17 protein-coding genes and 4 pseudogenes are annotated in these 21,724 nt (G+C 64.9%); 9 read left to right on the forward strand and 12 right to left on the reverse strand.

The window, feature by feature from the left end; translation table 11 throughout:
* Positions 1 to 61: 61 nt before the first annotated feature.
* A complete protein-coding gene (locus M2351_RS25870) occupies positions 62 to 1,222 on the reverse strand; it encodes a glycerate kinase (RefSeq protein WP_264658927.1) in 1,161 nt (386 codons plus the stop codon).
* A gap of 527 nt (positions 1,223 to 1,749) precedes the next feature.
* Positions 1,750 to 2,091, reverse strand: coding sequence for a hypothetical protein (locus M2351_RS25875; RefSeq protein WP_264658928.1), 342 nt, complete (start codon positions 2,089 to 2,091; stop codon positions 1,750 to 1,752).
* Here M2351_RS25875 and M2351_RS25880 point away from each other — a divergent pair.
* Positions 2,090 to 3,445, forward strand: a complete 1,356-nt coding sequence (locus tag M2351_RS25880) for an IS701 family transposase (RefSeq protein ID WP_264658929.1) — start codon at positions 2,090 to 2,092, stop codon at positions 3,443 to 3,445. The genes M2351_RS25875 and M2351_RS25880 overlap by 2 nt on opposite strands.
* Here the strand turns inward: M2351_RS25880 and M2351_RS25885 are convergent.
* The 3 genes and pseudogenes from M2351_RS25885 to M2351_RS25895 all read right to left on the reverse strand — a co-directional run bounded on the left by M2351_RS25885 (position 3,442) and on the right by M2351_RS25895 (position 5,372).
* The gene (locus M2351_RS25885) at positions 3,442 to 3,672 is read right to left on the reverse strand and encodes a type 2 periplasmic-binding domain-containing protein (protein ID WP_264658930.1); all 231 of its coding nucleotides are present in this window, start codon (positions 3,670 to 3,672) and stop codon (positions 3,442 to 3,444) included. The two genes, M2351_RS25880 and M2351_RS25885, sit on opposite strands and share 4 nt — an antisense overlap.
* Before the next feature lie 4 nt (positions 3,673 to 3,676).
* Positions 3,677 to 3,949: pseudogene (locus tag M2351_RS25890) on the reverse strand (integrase core domain-containing protein); the annotation flags it as partial.
* A 4-nt stretch (positions 3,950 to 3,953) separates the two neighbouring features.
* A complete protein-coding gene (locus M2351_RS25895; protein ID WP_264658931.1) occupies positions 3,954 to 5,372 on the reverse strand; it encodes an IS30 family transposase in 1,419 nt (472 codons plus the stop codon).
* A 43-nt stretch (positions 5,373 to 5,415) separates the two neighbouring features.
* On the opposite strand from M2351_RS25895, the pseudogene M2351_RS25900 reads away from it, so the two are divergent.
* Both M2351_RS25900 and M2351_RS25905 read left to right on the forward strand, forming a co-directional pair.
* A pseudogene (locus tag M2351_RS25900) lies at positions 5,416 to 5,718 on the forward strand (integrase core domain-containing protein); the annotation flags it as partial.
* A gap of 51 nt (positions 5,719 to 5,769) precedes the next feature.
* Positions 5,770 to 6,729: an IS110 family RNA-guided transposase gene (locus M2351_RS25905; RefSeq protein WP_264658932.1), complete on the forward strand. Its 960-nt coding sequence runs from the start codon at positions 5,770 to 5,772 to the stop codon at positions 6,727 to 6,729.
* A gap of 278 nt (positions 6,730 to 7,007) precedes the next feature.
* On the opposite strand, the gene M2351_RS25910 is transcribed toward M2351_RS25905, so the two are convergent.
* The gene (locus tag M2351_RS25910; protein ID WP_264658933.1) at positions 7,008 to 8,249 is read right to left on the reverse strand and encodes an MFS transporter; all 1,242 of its coding nucleotides are present in this window, start codon (positions 8,247 to 8,249) and stop codon (positions 7,008 to 7,010) included.
* 69 nt (positions 8,250 to 8,318) lie between these two features.
* On the opposite strand from M2351_RS25910, the gene M2351_RS25915 reads away from it, so the two are divergent.
* Positions 8,319 to 8,894 carry a TetR/AcrR family transcriptional regulator gene (locus M2351_RS25915; protein ID WP_264658934.1) on the forward strand — a complete coding sequence of 192 codons (576 nt, stop codon included), beginning with the start codon at positions 8,319 to 8,321 and terminating at the stop codon, positions 8,892 to 8,894.
* A 23-nt stretch (positions 8,895 to 8,917) separates the two neighbouring features.
* Here the strand turns inward: M2351_RS25915 and M2351_RS25920 are convergent, their stop codons facing one another.
* Positions 8,918 to 9,916: an ISAzo13 family transposase gene (locus M2351_RS25920; RefSeq protein WP_264658935.1), complete on the reverse strand. Its 999-nt coding sequence runs from the start codon at positions 9,914 to 9,916 to the stop codon at positions 8,918 to 8,920.
* Between M2351_RS25920 and istA the strand changes: the two genes are divergently transcribed.
* Genes istA through M2351_RS25935 form a run of 3 tightly spaced genes read left to right on the forward strand, consistent with a single transcriptional unit; the run spans position 9,873 to position 12,837 of the window.
* The gene (gene istA, locus M2351_RS25925; RefSeq protein WP_264658936.1) at positions 9,873 to 11,399 is read left to right on the forward strand and encodes an IS21 family transposase; all 1,527 of its coding nucleotides are present in this window, start codon (positions 9,873 to 9,875) and stop codon (positions 11,397 to 11,399) included. The two genes, M2351_RS25920 and istA, sit on opposite strands and share 44 nt — an antisense overlap.
* Complete coding sequence (gene istB, locus M2351_RS25930) at positions 11,396 to 12,172, forward strand: IS21-like element helper ATPase IstB (RefSeq protein ID WP_264658937.1); 777 nt, start codon at positions 11,396 to 11,398, stop codon at positions 12,170 to 12,172. Before istA ends, istB begins: the two co-directional genes overlap by 4 nt.
* Before the next feature lie 56 nt (positions 12,173 to 12,228).
* Positions 12,229 to 12,837, forward strand: coding sequence for a plasmid pRiA4b ORF-3 family protein (locus M2351_RS25935; protein WP_264658938.1), 609 nt, complete (start codon positions 12,229 to 12,231; stop codon positions 12,835 to 12,837).
* Between the two features lie 58 nt (positions 12,838 to 12,895).
* Here M2351_RS25935 and M2351_RS45500 read toward each other — a convergent pair.
* The 5 genes and pseudogenes from M2351_RS45500 to M2351_RS25955 form a co-directional block, all read right to left on the reverse strand.
* Positions 12,896 to 13,255 (reverse strand): annotated as a pseudogene (locus tag M2351_RS45500) (ISAzo13 family transposase); the annotation flags it as partial.
* An 833-nt stretch (positions 13,256 to 14,088) separates the two neighbouring features.
* Complete coding sequence (locus M2351_RS25940; protein WP_264658939.1) at positions 14,089 to 15,057, reverse strand: IS5 family transposase; 969 nt, start codon at positions 15,055 to 15,057, stop codon at positions 14,089 to 14,091.
* 440 nt (positions 15,058 to 15,497) lie between these two features.
* Positions 15,498 to 16,256, reverse strand: a pseudogene (locus M2351_RS25945) (IS5 family transposase); the annotation flags it as partial.
* Positions 16,257 to 16,356: 100 nt separating this feature from the next.
* On the reverse strand, positions 16,357 to 18,057 hold the full coding sequence (locus M2351_RS25950) for an IS1634 family transposase (RefSeq protein ID WP_264658940.1): 1,701 nt from the start codon (positions 18,055 to 18,057) through the stop codon (positions 16,357 to 16,359).
* Between the two features lie 567 nt (positions 18,058 to 18,624).
* Positions 18,625 to 19,572: an AraC family transcriptional regulator gene (locus M2351_RS25955; RefSeq protein WP_264658941.1), complete on the reverse strand. Its 948-nt coding sequence runs from the start codon at positions 19,570 to 19,572 to the stop codon at positions 18,625 to 18,627.
* A 65-nt stretch (positions 19,573 to 19,637) separates the two neighbouring features.
* On the opposite strand from M2351_RS25955, the gene M2351_RS25960 reads away from it, so the two are divergent.
* Positions 19,638 to 20,525: an SDR family oxidoreductase gene (locus M2351_RS25960; protein ID WP_264658942.1), complete on the forward strand. Its 888-nt coding sequence runs from the start codon at positions 19,638 to 19,640 to the stop codon at positions 20,523 to 20,525.
* Between the two features lie 586 nt (positions 20,526 to 21,111).
* Positions 21,112 to 21,525, forward strand: a complete 414-nt coding sequence (locus M2351_RS25965; RefSeq protein ID WP_264658943.1) for a response regulator — start codon at positions 21,112 to 21,114, stop codon at positions 21,523 to 21,525.
* Positions 21,526 to 21,724 lie beyond the last annotated feature (199 nt).

Here is a 21,724-nt window from a genome sequence, read left to right on the forward strand (position 1 = left end):
CCGGCTGTCGACGGATCACGCGGTGCGGCCGCAACGATGCCCGGCCGCCTCGGCAAGGCGTTTACCTGACGGACAAGCGGGTGGAGAGGATCATGCCGAGTTGCAGCGCCGCCGCCACGTTCCGCGCGGCCTGCCGCAGGTTTTCCTCCCCACCGCCCAACGCCTGCTCGATCGTGCAGACGCGGTTGAGGACGCTGAAGACCGCGTCGATCCCATGGTCATGGACGGCATCGGCATCGGGGCCGAGGCTGCCGGCGATGCCGATCACCGGCTTGCCGTGACGCCTAGCCACCCGCGCAACGCCGATCGGCGTCTTTCCGTGGACGGTCTGGCTGTCGATGCGGCCCTCGCCGGTGATCACCAGGTCGGCGCCGGCCACGATGGCGTCCAGCCCGACGGCGTTGGTGACGATCTCCACGCCGGGACACAAGTCGGCGCCGAGGAAAGCGAACATCGAGGCGCCCAGACCGCCGGCCGCGCCGCCGCCCGGCCGTTGCGCCATGTCGATGCCCAACTGCTCGCGGGTGATTGCTGCGTAATGGGCGAGGTTCGCGTCGAGCTGCGCCACCATCGCCGGCGTAGCGCCCTTTTGCGGGCCGAACACGGCAGAGGCGCCATTCGGTCCGATCAGCGGGTTGTCGACGTCGCAGGCAACGTCGATCCGGACCTCACTGATTCGCGGATCCAGGCCGCTGACGTCGATGCGGGCGAGGTCCGACAGCGCGCCGCCACCGCGCCCCAGCTCGCGTCCGGTGGCGTCGATCAGCCGCCCTCCGAGCGCCTGGACCATGCCGGCGCCGCCGTCGTTGGTCGCGCTGCCGCCGATCCCGAGGATGAAGCGCCGCGCTCCCTGATCCAACGCCGCGAGAATCAGTTCACCCATGCCGTAGGTCGTGGTGACGAGCGGATTGCGCCGAGCCGGTTCGACGAGCATCAGGCCGCTTGCCGCCGCCATTTCGATGACCGCCGTCTTGCCGTCGCCAGTCATGCCGTAGAAGGCTTCCACCGGCTCGCCGAGCGGTCCCGTCACCGTCTTGCGGATGAGCGTGCCGCCGGTTGCCGCCACCATGGCCTCGACTGTTCCCTCCCCGCCATCGGCGACCGGAACCTTGAGGTAGGTTGCGTCCGGAAAGACCTCCCGGAAGCCCGCTTCGATGTGGGTGGCAACGTCGAGCGCCGACAGGCTTTCCTTATAGGAGTCGGGGGCAATCACGACTTTCATGGCATTCTCTCCAAGGCGGGCAGCACCGCCGGACGCAAAGAACCATACACGTGGCCGTGCCGGCGATCTTCGTACCGAACCGGCAAAAGCGCGGCGCTGCCTGCGGCTTTTTTTATGCAAATGCCCAAACACAGGCCCCCGACCCGACCAGCAGCGAGCCCCCGAAGCCATTCAGCCGATGCAACTTACGCTCGGCGATGTCGCGCAAACAGTCGTTACCGGGGTGTTGTCAGCAGCCCACGATCATCGGCCTTGATCCGGTCAAGTCGGTTTTCCAGGTTCACAAAGTCGATGAACGGCACCGTTGCCTTCGACCATACGGGCATCGACCTTTCCGTCGGGCGAAGCAAGCTTATCGGACTTTCCGGAAAACGGGGACCGCCTCAGTCAGTGTTTCGGACACGAACTCGATAAAGGCGCGGACCTTGGGAGGAAGTTGTTTGGTGGACGGAAACAGGACGGAAATGGGAGGCCCATCGACCGCATAGGCACTGAGCTCGACTTTGGCCATTTGGGGTGGTGGAGCGTCAGGCGTGGATCCAGAAATTCGGTTCATTGGCGACGTAATCGAGGGCACGGTCGAGTGGCATTGCCATGATGCCGAAGGGGCCTGAAGGGCCCCAGCGTTCGCCGTTCCACCAGAGCACCTGGACCTTATCGGTGTCGCCGGTTGGGCGGAAGCGTGCCACCGGCGCGCCAGTGCGCTCGCTGAGCAGCGTGTAGCCGCGCGTCATCTTGCGCACGACCACGCCACCACCGCGCGTTCGGTTGAACGCCTCGATGCGCTCGAGCAGGGCATCGCCGCTCATCGTGATCCTCTCGCCGGAGCCGGGTTGCCCGAGGGTGTCCTCCGCGCGAGCCGCCCGCATGTCCACCCCTCCCGTTCCCAACAGCCTGGCCCACTGGATGGCCGCGTTCGCTATCCACTTCACCCGACCGACCTGGCCGCATGTGCTGGTCCTGATCAGCGGCGCCATCCTCACCCCGGGGCGGCGCACCGTTACCGCCGCCTTGAGCATCATGGGGCGACGGGACGCCCCGAACTTCAGCACCTTCCATCGCGTGCTCAACCGGAACCGCTGGTCAAGCCGGGCGCTGGCCCGCCAGCTGTTCGCGCTTCTGCTCGCCCGCTTCGTGCCGCAGGGGCCGGTGGTGATCGGCATCGACGAGACGATCGAGCGCCGCTGGGGAACAAAGATCAAGGCGCGCGGCATTTACCGGGACCCGGTGCGCTCCAGCCATGGGCACTTCGTCAAAGCCAGCGGGTTGCGCTGGGTGGTGGTCATGCTGCTCACCCCCATTCCCTGGGCGGGGCGCGTCTGGGCTCTGCCGTTCTTGAGCGCTCTGGCGCCCTCGGAGCGCTTTGCCAAGGACACCGGACGGCGTCACAAGACGCTCACCAACTGGGCGCGTCAGCTCTTGCGCCAAGTCGCCCGCTGGACGCCCGAGCGGCAGCTCATCGCGGTGGCGGACAGCAGCGACGCGGTCATCGAGTTGCTCGCCGAGCTGCGCGCGCACCTCACCGTGATCACCCGCTTGCGCTTGGACGCCCGCCTGTTCGAGCCCGCCTCGGCGCGCCCGCCGGGGCGGCGTGGGCGTGCACCACTCACCGGGCCCCGGCTGCCCACGCTGGAGCAGCGCGTCGGCGATGCCAAGACCGCCTGGCAGCGCGTGCAGGTCAGCTGCTGGTATGGCGGTGACGAGCGCCAGCTGGACATCACGTCCGGCACCGCGGTGTGGTATCACCCCGGCAAGCCGCCACTGCCGATCCGGTGGGTGTTGGTGCGCGATGTCCAAGGCGCGTTCGACCCGCAGGGCTTTGTGTGCACCGATCAGCAGGCCGATCCGCTGGACGTGCTGCGCTGGTTTGTGCGGCGTTGGGCGGTGGAGGTGACCTTCTCCGAGGTGCGCCGCCACCTCGGCGTCGAGACGCAGCGGCAATGGTCGGATCCGGCCATCGCCCGCACCACTCCGGCACTTCTCGGCCTGTTCTCGCTCGTGACGCTGTGGGCCGACGCGATCCGGAGCGACACGGCCATCGTGCCGCGCGGCGCGTCATGGTACTCGAAGGCCGAACCAACCTTCAGTGATGCGCTGGCCGAAGTCCGATTCCGGCTCTGGAGCGATATGATTTTCCCGCCCTCACCGCCGATCCCAGAGAGCGGGAAATTCCCCGCCGACGTCCTCAACCGCCTCATCCAGGCCGTCTGCTTCCCTGCCTAAATGGCCAAAGTCGAGCTGAGCACCTGTGTAAGCGCACCTGATTTCAGATGCGGTTCGGCCATGTAGGTGTGGAGTTGCTCCAGTCCTGCCCCCGCCAGTCCGGCCTCGATCACCGCGTCGTTGTTGTTGAAGGTCATCGTGCCGGTTACGGGCCGCTGGAAGGCCTCGCCGGTATCGGCGTGGCGGCGTGTTGCAGCGTGGTGAGCTTCCCCCGGGAGAATGGACACCGGGTTATGCGGCCCGAAGCTCGGCCTGCTCTGGGGTGATGTAGCCGAGAGCCGAGTGGATCCACTGGCGGTTGTAGTAGCCTTCCATGTAGGCGAACAGGTCCCGTTTGGCGGCCTCGCGTGTTGGGTAGCGCCGCTGGTGGACAAGCTCCGCCTTGGCCGTTCCGAAAAAGCTTTCCATGGGCGCGTTGTCCCAACAGTTTCCCTTACGGCTCATCGACGGCACGATGCCGTGGGCCTTCAAGGCTTTGCGGTACTCCGCCGCGGCATATTGGGCGGATTCAAGCGGTCGTCGCAACAGCCTCTTCCCGTCCTCCCTTATCGATGGATTGGAGCAGTTCGTCCAGCGCCTCGGCTGGAGTTTTCCAGCCAAGGGCTTTGCGGGGTCTGGTGTTCAGGGCAAGTGCGATGGCCGCCAGGGTGTCGGCGTCATGCACGGCGAGGTCGGTGCCCTTGGGGAAGTACTGACGCAGCAGCCCATTGGTGTTCTCGTTCGTGCCGCGCTGCCACGGACTGCGCGGATCGCAGAAGTAGACGCAAAGCCCGGTGTCGATCCGGATATGGGCGTGTTGGGCCATCTCCGCCCCCTGATCCCAAGTCAGCGACCGGCGGAGCTGTGCGGGCAAGGTTGCGATCGTGCGCGCGATGGCGTCGCGGACGGCCTCGGCACCATGGCCGGCAAGCGCCGGCCCATTCTTGACCCGTGGTCCACTGGCGTGCCCCGGCATCGGGGGCAGATGCAGCAGCATCGTGAACCGTGTCGTCCGTTCCACCAAGGTGCCGATCGCCGAGCCGCCCAGGCCGATGATGAGATCGCCCTCCCAGTGTCCCGGCACCGCCCGATCCGCCACCTCCGTCGGGCGTTGGCTGATCATGATCTCCGGCGTGATGAAGGATTTGCCCCGTTTGCGGGTCCGCGCCATCGGAACGCGCAGGGTCCGTCCGGTCCGCAGGCAGGCGGTAAGCTCGCGACGCAATGCTCCTCGGCCTTGAATGAACAGCGCCTGATAAATGGCCTCATGGCTGATGCGCATCGTCGGGTCCTCCGGAAAATCGAGCCGCAGGCGTCGGGCGATCTGTTCGGGGCTCCACGCCTTGGCCCACCGCCGGTCCTGCCGACGCCCATGGCGGCGAGCTTTCCAGGTCACGGCCGGCCCAGGGATCGCCACGCCGTCCGGGGCAACCACCGCGCCGGCCAGACGCTCTTGCACGTAGTCGCGCAGGACTGGATTGACTACGAGCTTGGCCGGTTTGGGCCGGCGCGCCGAACGGTCGGCGTGCCACTGCGCGGTCGTCGCCCGATACTCCAACCCGCCCGAGCGGGTGGCGGCATTGCGCCGCAGTTCCCGGGAAATGGTCGAGGCCGCTCGCCCCAGCTGGCGAGCGATCTCCCGCACGCCGAGCCCCTGGGCACGCCGCAACGCGATCTCCTCCCGCTCCGCAAACTGCAAGTACCGTCCCGACGGCGGCTTCGCCGATGACGCAAACTTCGCTGGTGGCATACCCCCGGCCTCTCGGAACCACCGTGTTCCCACCACGGGCGACACGCTTGCCAGAGATGCCGCATCCTCGCTCGCTTGTCCCGTCGCGATCGCCGCCCAGAACCGCCGACAATCCTCCCGCCGTGCCGAAGGGGGCCGGCCGGGTGACCGCTGAGGAGCCCGCCCAGATCGATCCGATCGCCGCTTCCGTGTCTTCATCGCAACCTCCTGCATCAGGCTGTTGCGACGACCGCTTGAATCCGCCCAATACGTTGCCATCAAGTACACCGAACGTCTCACCGAGGCGGGCGTCGAACCCTCCGTGGGCAGCGTCGGCGATTCGTACGACAACGCCTTGGCCGAGACGATCAACGGTCTCTACAAGACCGAGGTGATCCGCCGCCGCGGACCATGGCGCACCCCGGAAGCCGTCGAGTTCGCCACTCTGGAATGGGTGGACTGGTTCAATCACCGACGCCTGCTCGAACCCATCGGCAATATACCTCCCGCCGAGGCCGAAGCGCGCTACTATGCCCAAGCTGAGGACATCGCAATGGCGGCGTGACTCAACCAAATCGGCCTCCGGGAAACCCGGCGCGGTTCAGAAGCCGGCAAAGTGCTCTGGCAGGGCAAGTGCCCCACCGCACCGGAGACGATCGCCGCGACACTGCGCACCAAGGCGCCGCACGCGGCGCGCATCGGCTTGGAAACGGGGCCGCTGACGCCCTGGCTCTGGCACGGACTGCACGAGCGCGGCCTGCCGGTGCTCTGCCTGGACGCCCGCCATGCCAAGGCGGCGCTTTCCATGCAGCTCAACAAGACCGACCGCAACGATGCTTTCGGGCTGGCCCAGGTGGTGCGCACCGGCTGGTACAAGCAGGTTGACGTCAAAAGCCTGCCCAGCCACGAAACCCGCGCCTTGGTCGGAGCCCGAGCGCAGCTGGTCGGCATGCGCACCGAAACCAGCAACCTGATCCGCGGCACGCTCAAGACCTTCGGTCTGGTCCTCGACAAAGGCCGCGGCAGCGTGTTCGAGGCAAACGTGCGCGCGTTGGCTGGCGACCAGCCCACCCTCTGGCCGTTGGTCGAGGCGCTGCTGACCGTCTGGAAAACGCTCGGTGAACAGATCAGCGTGATCGAGCGGTGCCTGATTGACCAGGCTCGCCGCAGCGAGGTGTGCCGGCGGCTGATGACCATTCCAGGGGTGGGCGCGTTGACGGCGGTGACCTTCACCACGGCCATCGACACGCCCAACCGGTTTGCCAAGTCCCGCAGCGTCGGTGCCTACCTGGGCCTGACACCAAGGCGCTACCAGTCCGGTGAGATGGACAGCCCAGGACGCATTTCCAAATGCGGCGACCGGCTGCTGCGGACCTACCTGTTCGAAGCGGCCAATGCGCTGCTGATGCGCTGTACACGGTGGTGCGCGCTGCGCGCCTGGGGCCTGCGGCTGGCCAAGCGCGTGGGCCTCAAAAAGGCGAAGGTCGCGCTGGCCAGGACGTTGGCGGTGCTGATGCATCGGCTCTGGGTGAACGGCGGCGAGTTCCGCTGGTCGGACAAGGAGGCCGTCGCATGAGCACCTGATCGTTCCTCGGGATCCGCCCCAGCGGCGGAGAGGTGTCCCTGCCGGGACGAAGCCCTGGTCATTTCGCGACGTTGCTTGACGCCGCCCTTCGGGTGAGCTCGCTTTGCACCTTGGAGTACCAGAGCTTTCAGACACCATGATGAGGCGGGCCCGTCCCGACCTCGGAAAGAACCACAGAGCCGGCAGAGAACCTCATCAACGCCGTTGCCGATGATCCCTCTTTTGAGGGCTTGCCTCCCGTGCCCGCAATCAAAGAACCAACGTCGTTATCAGCCCTTGCTGCTGCGCTTGGGCGATGTGGGCACAGCCAACAAGGCTGCAAGAGCGATGGCGCCCCACGTGATCGGCCATGAGCTTGCAGACAGCAGGAACGGGATCAAAACCGGAGTGATGAACGCTGAGGCGAAGATGGTCATGCCGATGACGCCCAATGCCGTCCCCGCACGCGCCGCACCGGCCATAGTCGCAATCTCCGTGTAGGCCACACCGTGCCAGGCGCTGGCCGTCAACCCGCTGAGGCACACCAGCAATGCAACCCAATAAGTGCCTGCATCCGCGAAAATTGCCAGGGTTGCTGTAGACGCGGCAGCGAGCAAGCCAATACCTCGCACCAGGGTTCGGCGATTAGCCCCACGGTCGGAGTAGTGGCCGATCACGATACGGGCGATTGACCCCGTGACTTGGACGACAACGATCACACCTGCAATCAAGGTCAATCCGGCCGCCTTATGGTCATGCAGGAAAACTCCGCCAAAGGTGAGAACCGCGATCTGCGGTGCCGTCAGCAGACCGCTGGCAATGGCCAGACGCCAGACATCGAAGCGGTACAGCGGCGAAGGGTCATTCGCAACCGATGTCGATCCGGGTACGTTGGGCAATGGTTGCTCGTGTAGCCAGAACCATGTTGCCAGCGCACTCAGGACACAGAACACGGCCAATGTGCCGAATACCGCTTGAAAACCAAAATGCTGAGCGAGCCAAGGCAATAGAGCTGCGCCAATAGCACCGCCGGCAGGAATCGCTGTCTGGCGAATGCTCATCGCCAATCCACGTTTGCCGTCGGTGAACCACCCCATGATGGCTCTTCCCGAGGACGAATTGACGCTGCCGCCCAGTACGCCCACCAGCACCAGGCCCGCCCCCAGCAGAAGATAGCTTGGCACCTTCGATTCAGTGGGCACCACCAGCGTTGCCAGAGATAGCAAGGCGATTCCAGTCGAAAGTAACCCCGTCAATAGGACTTTACGGTCTCCAAACCGATCGGTCAGCAGCCCCCAGATCACCTCCGAGAACGTCACGCCCAAGGCCATGCATCCGAGTACAAGGCCGAGTTGCTCGGTCGTCATCTGATAAGCACTACGCATCAGTACGCCGGTGACGGGTAGGCCAGAGAACGCCGCCGCGAAACTCGCCTGTGCTGCAACGCCGATGGACAGGATTACCCATCGGTAGCGCGAGCTATGACGGCTGGCCAGGGGAACGGTGGGGGCCGGCAATTTTTGGGAAGTCATGAGTGGTCCTGTACCTACTAGTATGTTTTTGATGTAGCACATAAACGTACTAGTAGGTACAATGATTTTATGAGCACATCCATCGACAAGCTGATTGAGACGACCCAAGCCCTGCTCTGGGAGCGGGGCTACGTTGGCACGAGCCCGCGTGCGATTCAGGATCGCGCAGGGATCGGTCAAGGCAGCATGTATCACCATTTCCGCAGCAAGGCCGCACTTGCCCAGGCCGCTGAAGAGCGATCAGCCGCTGAATTGATCGAGGAGGTCAGGCAACTCCTCGATGGCCCAGGCAGCCCGCTTGATCGAGTGCTGGCCTATCTTCGACGCGAGCGCGATATCCTCAAGGGCTGCCGCATTGGCCGTCTGGCCGCAGACCCAGAAGTGGTGGCCGATGATGCGTTGCGCAAACCGCTTGAGGACACATTTGCTTGGGTCACCGAGCGTTTGGCGGCGCTGCTGCGTGATGCCCAGACCGATAGCCGGTTGCCAGTAGGATGCGATCCACAGGATCTTGCCGCTACCGTGCTCGCTGTGCGTCAGGGCGGATATGTCTTGGCTCGTGCGGCCAACTCGACGACCCCATACGAACGAGCCGTCGAAGGACTGATTGTTCTGCTAACGAACAATGTAGCTGCCAACCGCTAAGGACACGCGCAGGAATAACCGGATCAGGTCGATGGCCGCGGTTTGATGGTGTAGTTCCACTCCGGGTGGAAGGGATCGCGGTGTAGGTTGAGAGCGGCCATGTCGGCCTGCGTCACCTTGATCCCTTTCTCGTAGGTGTTGGTGTCCAGCTCGCAGGCCACGGTAAGCCCGGTTGTTGTGGTCGTCGCGGCGATCAGTTCAACGACGGCGAGGCGGCTGGTCAGCGGGGTGGCCCGCCAGGTCTGGGTGATGTGACAGAAGAGCCGGTGCTCGATCTTGTTCCACTTCGAGGTGCCCGGCGGGTAATGGCACACGGTCAGGCTCAGCCCGGTCTCGTCGGCCAAGGCTTGCAATTCCCGCTTCCACAGCCGCACGCGGGCCCCGTTGGAGCCACCGCAGTCGGCGGTGATCAGCACCCGCTGAGCGGCGGGATAGCGCTCCCGGCCCATCTTGGCGTACCAGCACCGGATCGCGTTCACGGCGAACTGCGCGGTGTCGCTGGTGATACCGACACTCACCCAGCCGCTGTTGTCGGCCACGTCGTAGACGCCGTAAGGCACCACCTTGCCGAGCTGCGGCTTTTCGAAGTCGTGCACCTCGGTGCGCCGGGGCCGCCTTTCCGGACGGTAGTCCGTGCCTTTGTTGGCAAAGTTGCCAACCAGCTCCTTCTTCTTGGTGTCCACCGAGAGCACCGGCTGACCCTCGGCTTGGAAGGCACGGACCTGGGCGTTGATGTGCTCGAACTGGGCATCGCGATCGGCGTGCTGGCGACCGTCGTTGGCCTTGCGGTTGGCTTGGCGGCTGTAGCCGAGTTCTGGCAACAGCTTGCGCACCGTGTTCGGGCTGACCGCGTGGCCGTGCGCCTGCAAGGCGGCGGCGAGTGCACAGCGCCAATTACACTGACCGCCTAACGACGATTGGAATGGCCGGTTGACGGTTGCGTCATCAGCCTGTCCCCGCAATTGCGGGGACAGGCTGATGACGGGAGCACGGATCACCGACCGGCAGGTCAGGCGGTACATGGACGAGCGCAGGCGAGGACAGACCCAAGTCGGGGCCGCAGCAAAGGCCGGGTTCAGCGAACGAACGGCGCGGCGGATCGACACTGACCCGGTTCTGCCCAGCCAACGGTCGTGTGAACGAACCTGGCGCACGCGGGATGACCCCTTCACTGGCGTCTGGGAGGAAGAGCTGGTCCCCGTTTTGCGATCCGTGCCGCACATCCGGGCGACGACGCTGCTGGAGGAACTCCAGCGGCGCCATCCCAGCGCCTACCCGGACCGCCTGCTGCGGTCCCTGCAGCGACGGGTCGCTCGGTGGCGGGCGACGGAAGGCCCGGAGCGGGAATTGATTTTCCGCCAGGAGCACCCGCCTGGGCATCAGGCCCTCTCCGATTTCACCGAGGCCGCCAGCCTCGGCGTCACCATCGACGGCGCTCCTTTCGATCACCTCCTCTATCATTTCTGGCTGGCCTACAGCGGCTGGGAGTTCGTCAAGGTCGTCCAGGGTGGCGAGAGCTTCACGGCGCTCACCGAGGGGCTCCAGGAGGCGCTTTGGCAGCTCGGTGGCGTGCCCCACACCCACCGCACCGACCGGCTGTCCGCCGCCTACCGCAATCTCGCCAGCGAAGACGATGAGGCTGCCGATTACGCAGCCTTCTGCCGCCATTACGCCATGGCCCCGACCCGCAACAACTGCGGCGTCGCCCACGAGAACGGCAGTGTCGAAGCGGCGCATGGCCATCTCAAAACGGCACTGCGCGAGGCTCTCGACCTGCGCGGCTCGCGCGATTTCTCCGATCTGGCCGCCTACCAGGCTTTTCTGCAGGACACCGTCGCCCGCAAGAATGCCCGCCGGCGCAAGGCCCTGGAGGTCGAGCTGCCGGAGCTGAAGCCGCTGCCCCGACACCGCACCACCGATTTCTCCACCACCACCGTCACCGTGGTCCGGACCGGCTCCATTTCCGTGCGCAAGGTGCTCTACACCGTGCCATCCCGGCTCGTGGGATGCCGGCTCAAGGTGCATATCTACGATGATCGGCTCGTCTGCTGGCTGGGCACCACCCAGGTGCTGACGCTCCCCCGCAAGCATCCCAAAGGCAAGCGGCGCGATCGCGTCGTCGATTACCGCCACTTGGCCGCTTCACTGGTGCGCAAGCCGCAGGCGTTCCGCCGTTCGGTGTTCCGCGAGGAGCTCTTCCCACGCCCCGCCTTTCGCCGCGCCTGGGAGGTCCTCGACGACGGCCTCGACGATCGCAAGGCCTGTCGCGTCTATGTCGGCCTGCTGCACCTGGCCGCCACCGGCGCTTGTGAGGCCGCTCTGGCCGACCATCTCGATGCCGTGCTCGACCGCGGCGAATTGCCCGACCTTGAAACCGCCCGGGCCGCCGTAGCCCCACCCCAGCCGGCGGCGATCCCGCTGATCGCCGTGCCGCTGCCCGACTTGGCGGGATACGACCGTCTCCTGCGGCCGGCGCCTCCCACCCCCGATCCGGAGCCGACATGACCGACATCGACGCCACCAAGCTGCCGGTGATGCTCTCGTCTCTGCGCCTGCCGACGATCAGCCGCTTATGGCCGGGCTTCGCCGAGCGGGCGGATCGGGAAGGCTGGGGCGCCGCCCGTTTTCTGGCCGTTCTGTGCGAGCACGAATTGGCTGAGCGCACCGAGCGGCGCATCGCCCGCCACATGGCCGAGTCGGACCTGCCGGAGGGCAAGACGCTGGCCACCTTCGACTTCGCCGCCGTGCCGACCCTCCGCAAACCGCATGTCGAGGCGTTGGGGCATGGCGACGGCTGGATCGAGCGTGGCGCCAATGTGCTGATCTTCGGCCCCAGCGGCGTCGGCAAGACGCATATCGCGTCCGCCATTGGCACGGCGCTCATCGAAGGCGGACGGCGCGTCCTGTTCACCCGCACCACCGACCTTGTGCAAAAGCTCCAGGCCGCGCGGCGTGATCTGGCCTTGCCCGGCCTGCTCAGCCGGCTCGACCGCTTCGACGGCCTGATCCTCGATGACCTCGGCTACGTCCGTAAGGACCAAGCGGAAACGGCGGTGCTGTTTGAATTGATTGCCGAACGCTACGAGCGGCGCAGCTTGATCTTGACCTGTAACCAGCCCTTCAGCGCCTGGAACGCGATCTTTCCCGATCCCGCGATGACCGTAGCCGCGATTGACCGGCTGGTGCACCACGCCATCATCCTGGAGCTGAACACGGAAAGTTATCGCCGGCGCTCCGCTATGGCCGCGGCCCAGAGCGCGATGAGTCCCGAGGGGTAATTGACGCCGCAACGGCGTAATTGTCGCCGGGCGCGCATGCCGGCATGATGGCGGGCATGTTCGAGCCCCCGACCATCGCCCAGCTGAAGATCACGATCCTGGACATCGAGCCGCCGGTCTGGCGGCGGCTGCTGGTGCCGCGGCGGACCACGCTGGGCGAGTTGCACCACATCATCCAAGCCGCGTTCGGGTGGCTGGACTACCACCTGCATCAGTTCGAGATCGGCGGCCTGCGCTTTGGCGCTCCCGACATGCTCAACGCGGATGCCTTCGATGACGACGCACAGGCTCTGCCGGAGGACGATGTGCGCCTGTTCGACTTCCTGCCCAATCCGCCGCCGTTCATCTACCTCTATGACTTCGGCGACGATTGGCATCACCGCATCGAGGCCGAAACGTTGCGGCTGCCCGAGACCGATCGCAAATACCCCGCCTGCATTGATGGTGCGCGCTCACGGCCACCGGAAGATGTCGGGGGTGTCTACGGCTACGCCGATTTCCTGGAAGCTTTTCACGACCCGAGCCACCCCGAACATGCCGATATGAGACGCTGGGCCGGACGTGCGTTCCATCCCGAAAAATTTGACCTCGCGAAAACCGATCGTGCTGTCCGCTCCGCTGTGCGTGCCGCGAAACGACGCGCTGCACTGATGCGCTACGAGTGATCAGCCCCGACCGGACAGGCCATCGTAGTTGACGCCTGCCGGACGTCGAAATTGTCGTTGCACAGGCGAGCTTCTGATGGCTCTTGGACACCCACTGCAGCGGCCGCACGGGGTCGCCCAGCGTGACCGGCTCGACGATCTGCCGCAGGTCCTCCAGCAGCGTGGGATCGCTGGCGCTCAGCGCGCGCCGCCCACCGCCGGCGCGCCGCACCCGGCCCTTGGGCAGCGGGGCTCGGTCGAGGTCCTTCAGGCCGCGGCCGATGGCTCCACGCGACAGGCCGGTTGCCCGGGCCACTGCGGCCAGACCACCGTAGCCGATGGCCCGCACCTCGGCCGCCGCAAAGAGACGTCGCCCCCGCTCATCCAGCTGGTCGCGCAACGCCGCGTATCGCGTCTCGATGGCTCGTTCGTCGATCATCCAGCCAAACATATTGGCTGCCACCGAGCCGGAAATCCCTCAGTCGATCAGCTCCATAGCCGGGCCGGTTATTCCTGCGCCTGTCCTAAAGCGCCATGCGCCCCGCGGCCTTGTTGCAGCGAGGTGAATTCAGCCGCAGGAACCCTTTTCCCGGCCTTCCGGTTACGCGACGCGGACGGAATCCGGGCGTCCGAGGTCGAGCATGTGGTTCAGAACGCGGACCGCGATGGCGATTCCGCACCGAGGATCGGCGGAACGCCGAAATCGCTATCGCGGTTCGGGTCCTCAACCACATGCTCAACTTCGGACGCCCGGACTCCGTCCGCGTCGCGTAATCAGAAGGCCGGGAAAGGAGTTCCTGCGGCCGAATTCACCTCGCTGCAACAAGGCCGTGTGTCGAGGCCGGAGTCGCCGCCGGGCGGTGCGCGCCGTTGTCAGGGACGGGCTGGCAACCGAGGGGCTCCGGCTGACGTGGGTCTGGTGGACCCGCGCCCACGGTTGGGCGCCGGCCTGACCTGCGCCGCGGACGACGACCCGCTGCATCAGGTCAACATCCCCTCCGCCCGCCGGGTCGCCGGCGCGGCCGGTCTACGGGCGCGGTCTCAACGAACAACGGCGGGCTCTCCGTGGGGCGCTGGCGCCCGGTTCCCCACCTGTACGTCGACGCGCCGTCGATCCGCGACAGCCCGAGTGAGATGGACGGCGCGTCGGAGATCGTGCGCCCGTGCTAGCGGTCGTCGAGGCGCCCGACGCCCTCGGCGACGGAGCGCCTTCGCGGGGTGTTGGTGCAGCGAGGTCCGCACAGACGCAGTTAAGCCTGACACGACCTTTGATCAGGCGATGCGGACGGAGTTCGGGCGTGCTTGATCGATCATCCGGTTCAGGATGATGACGCCGGTGGCGGCTTCAGTTCGTTGGCCGGGCAACGTGCGTGCACGCAGCTGGTCGCCGAGGATGCGCTTGAAACGCGCCATCGCGGTTTCCGCCTTCGCCCGCTCGCCATAGTCGGTCTGCTTTTGCCAGCCTGAGCGCCCGTGCTCGGCCAGGCTCTGGATGTGGCGGTCCCGCTGGGTCGGGGCGGTTGTGGCGGCCTCGCTCACGACCGCCGTGGCGCGCGGTGGGATGATCACCCGAGCCCCGGCATCCCGGACGGCGATGGTCTGGTACATCGGTTCGCCGTCGTACGCGCCGTCAGCCATGACGGTGTCGATGGGGCCGCTGGTCTGGTCGAGCAGCGGTCCGACCTGGGAGGCGTCCCCGTCGCTGGTGATGGTCAGCGTGGCCGCGACGATGGCGTTGCTGGCGGCATCCACCGCGAGATGGAGTTTGCGCCAGGTCCGCGGCCCGCGCACGCCATGCTTGTCGCGGTGCCACTCGCCGGCCCCGTAGACCTTCAAGCCGGTGCTGTCGATCACCAGCGTGACCGGGCCCGCCGGCAGGGCCGTGGCCAACACTGGCGTCAAGCGCGCCGCCCGGCGACTGATCGTGGTGTGGTCGGGAAGCGGCAGGTCCACGCCCAGGAGGTCCAGCAACGAGCCGAGCAGCCCCTCGGTCTGGCGCAGCGGCTGATGAAACACCAAGCGGACCATGAGGGCTGTTTCGATAGCCGTCTGCGAGTAGCGCGCTTGCCCACCGGGCGTCGTCCGCGGCGCCGCTCGCCAGGCGGCGATCGCCGCGTCGCTGACCCACAGCGTCAGACTGCCGCGCCGGCGCAGTCCGGCTTCGTACGACGCCCAATTCGTTACTTTGAACCGCATCTTCGGGATGTGATGGCGCCGCGCGTCGTTGTGTTTGTTCGGCATGCCGAGGCTGACCAATCCGGGAATCAAGAGACGCGCCCTTCTACACGATGACCCAGGACCGGCAATCCCGAACCTCGCTGCACCAACGCCGGCTTGCCATGTTTGGACCCGTCCCCGAGATCGAGCCGGCGGCAATGGCCGGCACTCTCGCTCTGTCTCGGCTCGCCAATCTGCTGGGGGAAAACGTCCTCAGCCATGCCGTGGAGCACTCCTCGGTCGGCATCGCCGTCGTGGAGGGGCCTGAACACCGGTTTGTCTACGCCAACCGTGCCTACCAAGCGGTGGCTGCCCGCCACTCAGAAGGGTTCTGTCAGGTCTCGTGTCAAGGTAAGCGAGTGTGCGTACAAAGACCGTTCATCGGTTCCGTGTTGGTTAGGGGACGCGAGGACGTTGGTGCAAAACTCGGTGCGTTGACGGACTCCGCCCGAGAAAGTTGGCGTTCAGGCGACCTTGCGGGAGACCGGCATCCCGAGACTTCCCATGATGTTGAGGACCGCGCAGCCAGCAGCGGCCTCGGCCTTCTGCGTCGGCAGAGTCCGAGCGCGCAGGCTTCGCCCGATCAGGGTCTTGTACCGCAATATCGCCACCTCTCCCAGGGACCGGCGTCCGTAGCCGACCGCCCGCTGCCAGCCGAGCCGCCCGCGTTCCACGATCATTTGGATGTGCCGGTCGCGCTGCGTGGGCGCGCTCTCGGCCGTGTCGCTCGGCACCGCGGTTGCGCGCGGTGGGATGATCACCGCCGCTTCGGGGCTGTGGGCGGCGACGGAGCGATAGACCGGTTCACCGTCGTAGGCGCCGTCCGCCAGCACCGTGCCGAGCGGGCGGGCGATCTGGTCGAGCAATGGGGCAACCAGGGAGGCATCGCCCTCCTCCGTGGTCGTCAGGTCCGAGGCGAGGATCTCGCCGGTACTGGGATCAACCGCCAGGTGGAGTTTTCGCCAACTCCGGCGCGCTTGGCCGCCATGCTTTTCCAGGTGCCACTCGCCTTTGCCAAACATCTTCAGCCCGGTGGAGTCGATCACCAGGGTGAGCGGCCCATCCGCCTTCCGCAACGCCGTTGCCACCTCCAGGTCGGTGCTGCGCCAAGAGAAGGTCGTGTGGTCCGGGACCGGCAGCGTCAGGCCAAGCAGGCGCATGAGCGAGCCCAGCAGACCCTCCGTCTGACGCCACGGCCGACCAAAGGCCAGGCGCAGCATCATTGTCCTGCATCGCATGTCCCCTGTTCGCGGTCGATGGACAGACGCGCCGAGTTCCTTCGGTTTTTCAGGGGCTTGCGCCGGGCGGATTCCGGGCGTGTGTCTAGGAGTTCTCCGAGGTTGGAGTGGCCTCGGCAACGCTCAGAACGAGCTTCGGCGTTGAAACGCCGAGCTTTTTCAGCAGCTCGGCGAGCTCGGAGGCGATCCGGGTGCGCTGAACAATAGTCCGACTTTCCGTCCGGTAGCGCACCGCCTTCAGCGCGGCGAGTGCATGGGCGATACGCGCCCACGGCAGCGCGCAGCGGATCTCGGCGGCCCGCTGCATCTGCAAGGCCAGCACGCACAGCTTGACGTGTGCCTCGATGCGCCGCGCTGTCCAGTGAAACATTGGCCGCACTTCCAGCCCGCTTTGCTTCATGCGGCGGAAACAGGCCTCAATGATCCAGGCGCCTTTGTAGCCCAAGGCGACATCCTCGGCTGACAGCGTGTCGTCGTTGGTGATCACCACGAACTTGCCGTCGAACTTCTCCGCCGCCTTCACCTTCGCCGTGTCCAGCTTCGGGCGACCGCGCCAGTCGGCGCTGAGGTAGCGGCCATACCGGCGCGAGGCCATCAGCTGGCAAGCCGCCTTGGGGTGATCGACGTCCCGCTCGTTGAGCCGCGTGATCTCCGCCTCGAGCTCGGCCAGGATCTGCTCGCGGTGCTGGCGCTGCCGCTCGGCCTCTTGCGGGTTCACGCACAGCACGTAGCGCCGCCGCCGCTCGCCGTCACCGACCCAAACCTCCTTCACCTGCAGGTTCGCCGCCACCGTCTTGTAACGCCCTGGCCGGGTCAGCACCTCGGTCTCGATGTCGCGAACCTTGCGCATCGGCACCGCCAGGATGTAGCGCCCCAGCCCACGGCTAAGCGTCGCCAGGTTTTCGGCCGAGTACATTCCGGCATCGCCGACGAACACGCAGCGCCCAAGCCGCCAAGCCCGCAGGTCGTCCTTGATGCGCGCGACCGTCGTCACGTCGGCGGTGTCGCCCGGCAGCACCCAGGAGCGCACCGGCATGCCGTCGCGCGTCACCGCCATGGCAATGATCACCTGCGGGTGGGTATCACGACCCTCTTTGGAGTGGCCGCGGCGGCGCAGCGGCGCGAACAGCCGTCCGGCCCACTCCTGCTCGTCCTCGTCCGCCTCGGCGATCTCGAAATAGGCGGTGGTGGTGTCGTAGAAGATCAGGTCGACATCGAGGCGGAACAGGTCGGCAGCCTTGAGGAAGACGTCGCGCTCGATCTCGTCGGCCCAGACAGCCAAAAAGTCGAGAGCGCGATAAAGCTGATCGACCTTGAGCCCGCGGGCCTCCGGCATCCAGGCGACGTTTGGCAGCCAACGTTCGGCGCAGGCCAGTTTGGAACCAGGGTCCTCCAGCCGGTTGGCGGCCATGGCGAACAGCGCGATCTCGTGCGGGGCGCTCAGCCCGACCTTGGCGGCGCGCTGCCGGATCGCCTCGCCTATGCCGAGCTCCTCCCACAGCGTGCGCGCGGCGAGCACCACACCGAGATCGAAAACGGCGTCGATCGCGATGTCCGGAACCGCGGTCGCCCCGGTGACCACGGCCTCGCCTTCGTCGAGGACGCGGTTGATGCTCTTCACCAGCCGCTTCAGCGCCTCGCAGTCGACTTGGTCGGCGCGGCCGAAGTTGTGGACAACGCGCGCCTCGGCTCGCCGGGCCTGGGCGTTCCAGGTATTCTCCGCGAGTGCGTAGTAGGTGACGGTCGAGCCGTCCTTGTTCCGGCGTTCGGTGATCCGCAGGTACATGCCCAGAGGATAAGCCGTTGCGCCGTGTTGCCCAACGCCTCTTCTGGCTAGTCGTGTGTCTAGGCATTGCGCGCCGATGCCGCCGCGCGCCGACTCAGCTTCACGTCAAATCAAGCACTTGAGCGCTGCAGGGCCGCTCACGTGTGCCCAGTGACCGCGAACTCGGGCATGTGGGTGGACGGCACCGAGTTCCGATTCGGCAAGGAGGCCGCCGCCGCATAACAACCAAACCGTCTTCCGGCCGGGCCGATCACCGACCCAGCCGCCTGAGGTCCCGTCGCCGGGACGCGGGATCCGATGAAGCCGGGTATCTGCTGGTGAACGCGCCCTTTGGGGCAAGGATCACGCTCTGTGAGATCGGCTCTCGGGTTCCTTTCTGATCGCATGGTGTGGCGGCCGAGTGCCGACCACGGACGGAAGCATGAAACCGGCGACGTGATCCATCCGGGGGCTTGACGCCCAATGGCCCATTACGGAAGCAGATACGTTTTCGGTCAACCAGGCTTTAAATCCAAAAAGCCTTCTCTCGGACAGTCTCTGAGAGATCATCTATCCGTAAGCCATCGGCTACCGTGATTGCGGGACAGTGCTGTTGTCTTGAGCAAAACGTAATGCATATTGGCTCGGTGAACATCCAACCTTTTGCCTGAAAGCGGTGCTGAATGCACTTGCTGATTGATAGCCCACGGAGGCCGCGATTTGCTCCAGCGTCCCAGCGTTGCGAAGGAGTGAGTCCTTTGCTAGTGCCATTCGCCAGCGTAGGAGGTATTCAATCGGCGCCATCCCAAGTACTTGCGAAAATTTGCGTGCAAAGACGGAACGTGACATGCCAGCGTGTCGAGCCAATATGGCGATCGTCCAATCGCGGCTAACATTGGCGTGGATGTAGGAGAGGGCGCGATTCAGCCTTTCATCTGATAGCGCTCTGAGCGTGCCATGGTCCATAGCGAATGTTGACATATCGTTTCGCAATGTTTTGATGAGCATCACTTCAAGAAGGCGGGACAAAACCGCGTCATGACCGGGACGAGAAGCGCTTGCTTCATCGCGGATCATGGTGATCAAGGCCTCGATCATCGCGCTGCGATTACGTGACGCGCAGACATGGATGTAGCGAGGCAGCAATTCAATGAGCATGTCGGCATTGGCACGGTCGCAAAGAATCAGCCCGCCTAAGACTTTTGTCTTTGGAACCTGGTTCGCATCGCCGATCCTGAGTTCACCTTCGATCGTGTGGCACGCCTTGAAGGCTGCATCTGCAACGACGGCATTGACTTCCGGACTGCTAAGGAATGCGTCTGAAAGAGGCTTGGCGGATAAGATGTAGTCACCGCATTTGAGTTCGAGGGGCTCGCCGCCATCGGCCTTGAACCAGCAGCGCCCCTCCGTGACCAGATAAAACGTCGGGCCGGGCTGGGGCGGCATGCGAATTCCCCAGCGCCCAGACGCCGACATCGCACCGAGAAGCGCGCTCTTGGGCCGGAGCAGCCGGATGATGTCTGTAAGCGGATCCATAATAGGACGATCGATAATGACACAGGGACGAATCATTATAGATCACTTCGATACGGCTTCATAGTATGTTTCGTCACAAAAGGTGCTCGTTATCTCTAAAGGAGATCCGTGTGGTTGGGACCGCTCTGATAACTGGCTGCTCTTCAGGTCTCGGAAGATCGACCGCCCTTCGCTTCGCGAGTGAGGGTTGGAATGTCATTGCCACCATGCGAAAGCCGGATCCAAGGCTGGCGGAACTGTATCCCGACCGCGTGCTTGTCCAGGCGCTCGACGTTACAGACCAAACTAGCGTCGACCGATCCGTTGAGGCTGGCGTCGAGCATTTCGGCGGGCTGGATGTCGTCGTGAACAACGCGGCGGTCAGTGTTGTCTCAGTCTTCGAGGCAACACCACATGACGTTGTCCGGACTGTATTCGAAACCAACCTGTTTGGCGTGATGAACGTCCTGAGATCGGCTCTGCCGCATCTGCGGGCGGGCGGTGGAGGAACGATCGTCAACATCAGTTCGGGCGTGGGTCTGGTAGCGGTGCCGCTGCTTGCGCTCTATGTTGCCTCGAAGCATGCGATCGAAGGGCTCTCCGAAGCCTTGGCATATGAGCTTGAGTCACAGGGCATCAATGTCAAATTGATCGAGCCGGGCGCGATCCGGACGACCAACTTTGCGGCCAACACCATGTCGACCTCTGAGAGCGTCTCCGTTCCGGAGAGTTATCGCGCCTATTTCGACAACGCGATCCAGGCGATGGTGAACTATCCATTCCCGGCAACGGAGGAAGAGCTTGTTGTAGAGACAATCCTCCGAGCGGCAACCGACTGCTCCTCGCAGCTTCGCTACCCGATCGGCCCCGATACTGAAGAATATACCAGGCTCCGTTGGTCAACTTCAGAAGACTGCTATCGTGCGGAGATGAGCCGCCTCGTGGGGCATGCCAGCTGGCGCGAGCGGACCTAGCGGCGCGAGTCTGACACCCGTTCCGCTTTATTGACGTTCTCGACGATGCGGTCGGTATCGGCGGTCTAGATGAAGCGCTTGGCCGTCCTGTCACGCTCGGCGATGTAGTGGTGGATGGTGGCCCGCGGGTCCAGGATACCGCCGAAGCTGCCTCGCCGTAGGGGCGTGGTCGTCAGCTAGGCAAAGAAGAAGCGCTATGATCGGCTGTATTTAATAACGTTACCATTTATGAATGCGGAATAAGTGTCTAGATCACACGAATTGATGACGCTTTGACCCATCTGCTCTCGTATGCTGCAAATCAATTAGGCTGCGTTATCTGGCCATAACGGTACTGCATGCCTTGTCTTCTGAATATTCTGTGATAAGGGTTGTGACTTGCACGCCACCACGGCAATCAACTGGCCATGGAAACTCCGCAGCCGAACGGAGGGCGGGAGAAACTTAATTGGCTTTTGCACGGAGTAAGCGACGCACAATCACGGCCTGCTTCTGTCACCTGCGCTCGCCGTGGAGCCATTGGCGCTGGCGCGTCGGTCATCAACATCCAGAGCAAGGGTGGTCGTCGATCACCCAGGAGGCAGCAATGACTAACTTTGCTGGGGCGACCGTGCTGATCGCGGAACCTTACGCGTCGGTCGCTTCTGGTCTTCGGGCCATCATTGAGCAATGGGGCGGAAGCTGTCGGACGGTTCGCTCGTCAGCCGAGTTGCACGTGGCCCTGCAGAGTGCGTTGCCGGACGTGCTGCTGGTCAACATCGACCTGGCGGGGGGAATCGAGGGCGTTGAAGGCCTGTCGCGCGCCTATTCAACGGCGGTTGTCGTTATGGCGGCACGCTTTCTGGGCAAAGATGAACGTGAGGCGGTGGCGTGCTTGGAAATGCCGTTCACCGTCGCTGATCTGCAGCTGGCCATCAGGTCGACGTCGGCCCGGTTATTGGGAACAGCGGGAAGGTCGGTGCGCGGCTTGTCGGGCCGCGCGGCGGCTTGGGCCTTATGAAGTCCAGCCTTTATCATCGGTCCAGTGTTTGGCTGTGGTCCAGATGCCACACCGAGGTCGCCGCCAACGCATCGCAAGCGGGGGGGAGGGTGTAGCCCCGACCCAACCGACGTCCACGGCCAAGGGCAGGCTTCTGCCCGACAGACATTCCGCGATAATCCGGCCGACGCAGTGGACGCACGTCGGCCTATCTTGTGCG

Origin of the sequence: Azospirillum canadense (genome assembly GCF_025961225.1) — a bacterium.
In the GTDB taxonomy this organism is placed as follows: domain Bacteria; phylum Pseudomonadota; class Alphaproteobacteria; order Azospirillales; family Azospirillaceae; genus Azospirillum; species Azospirillum canadense.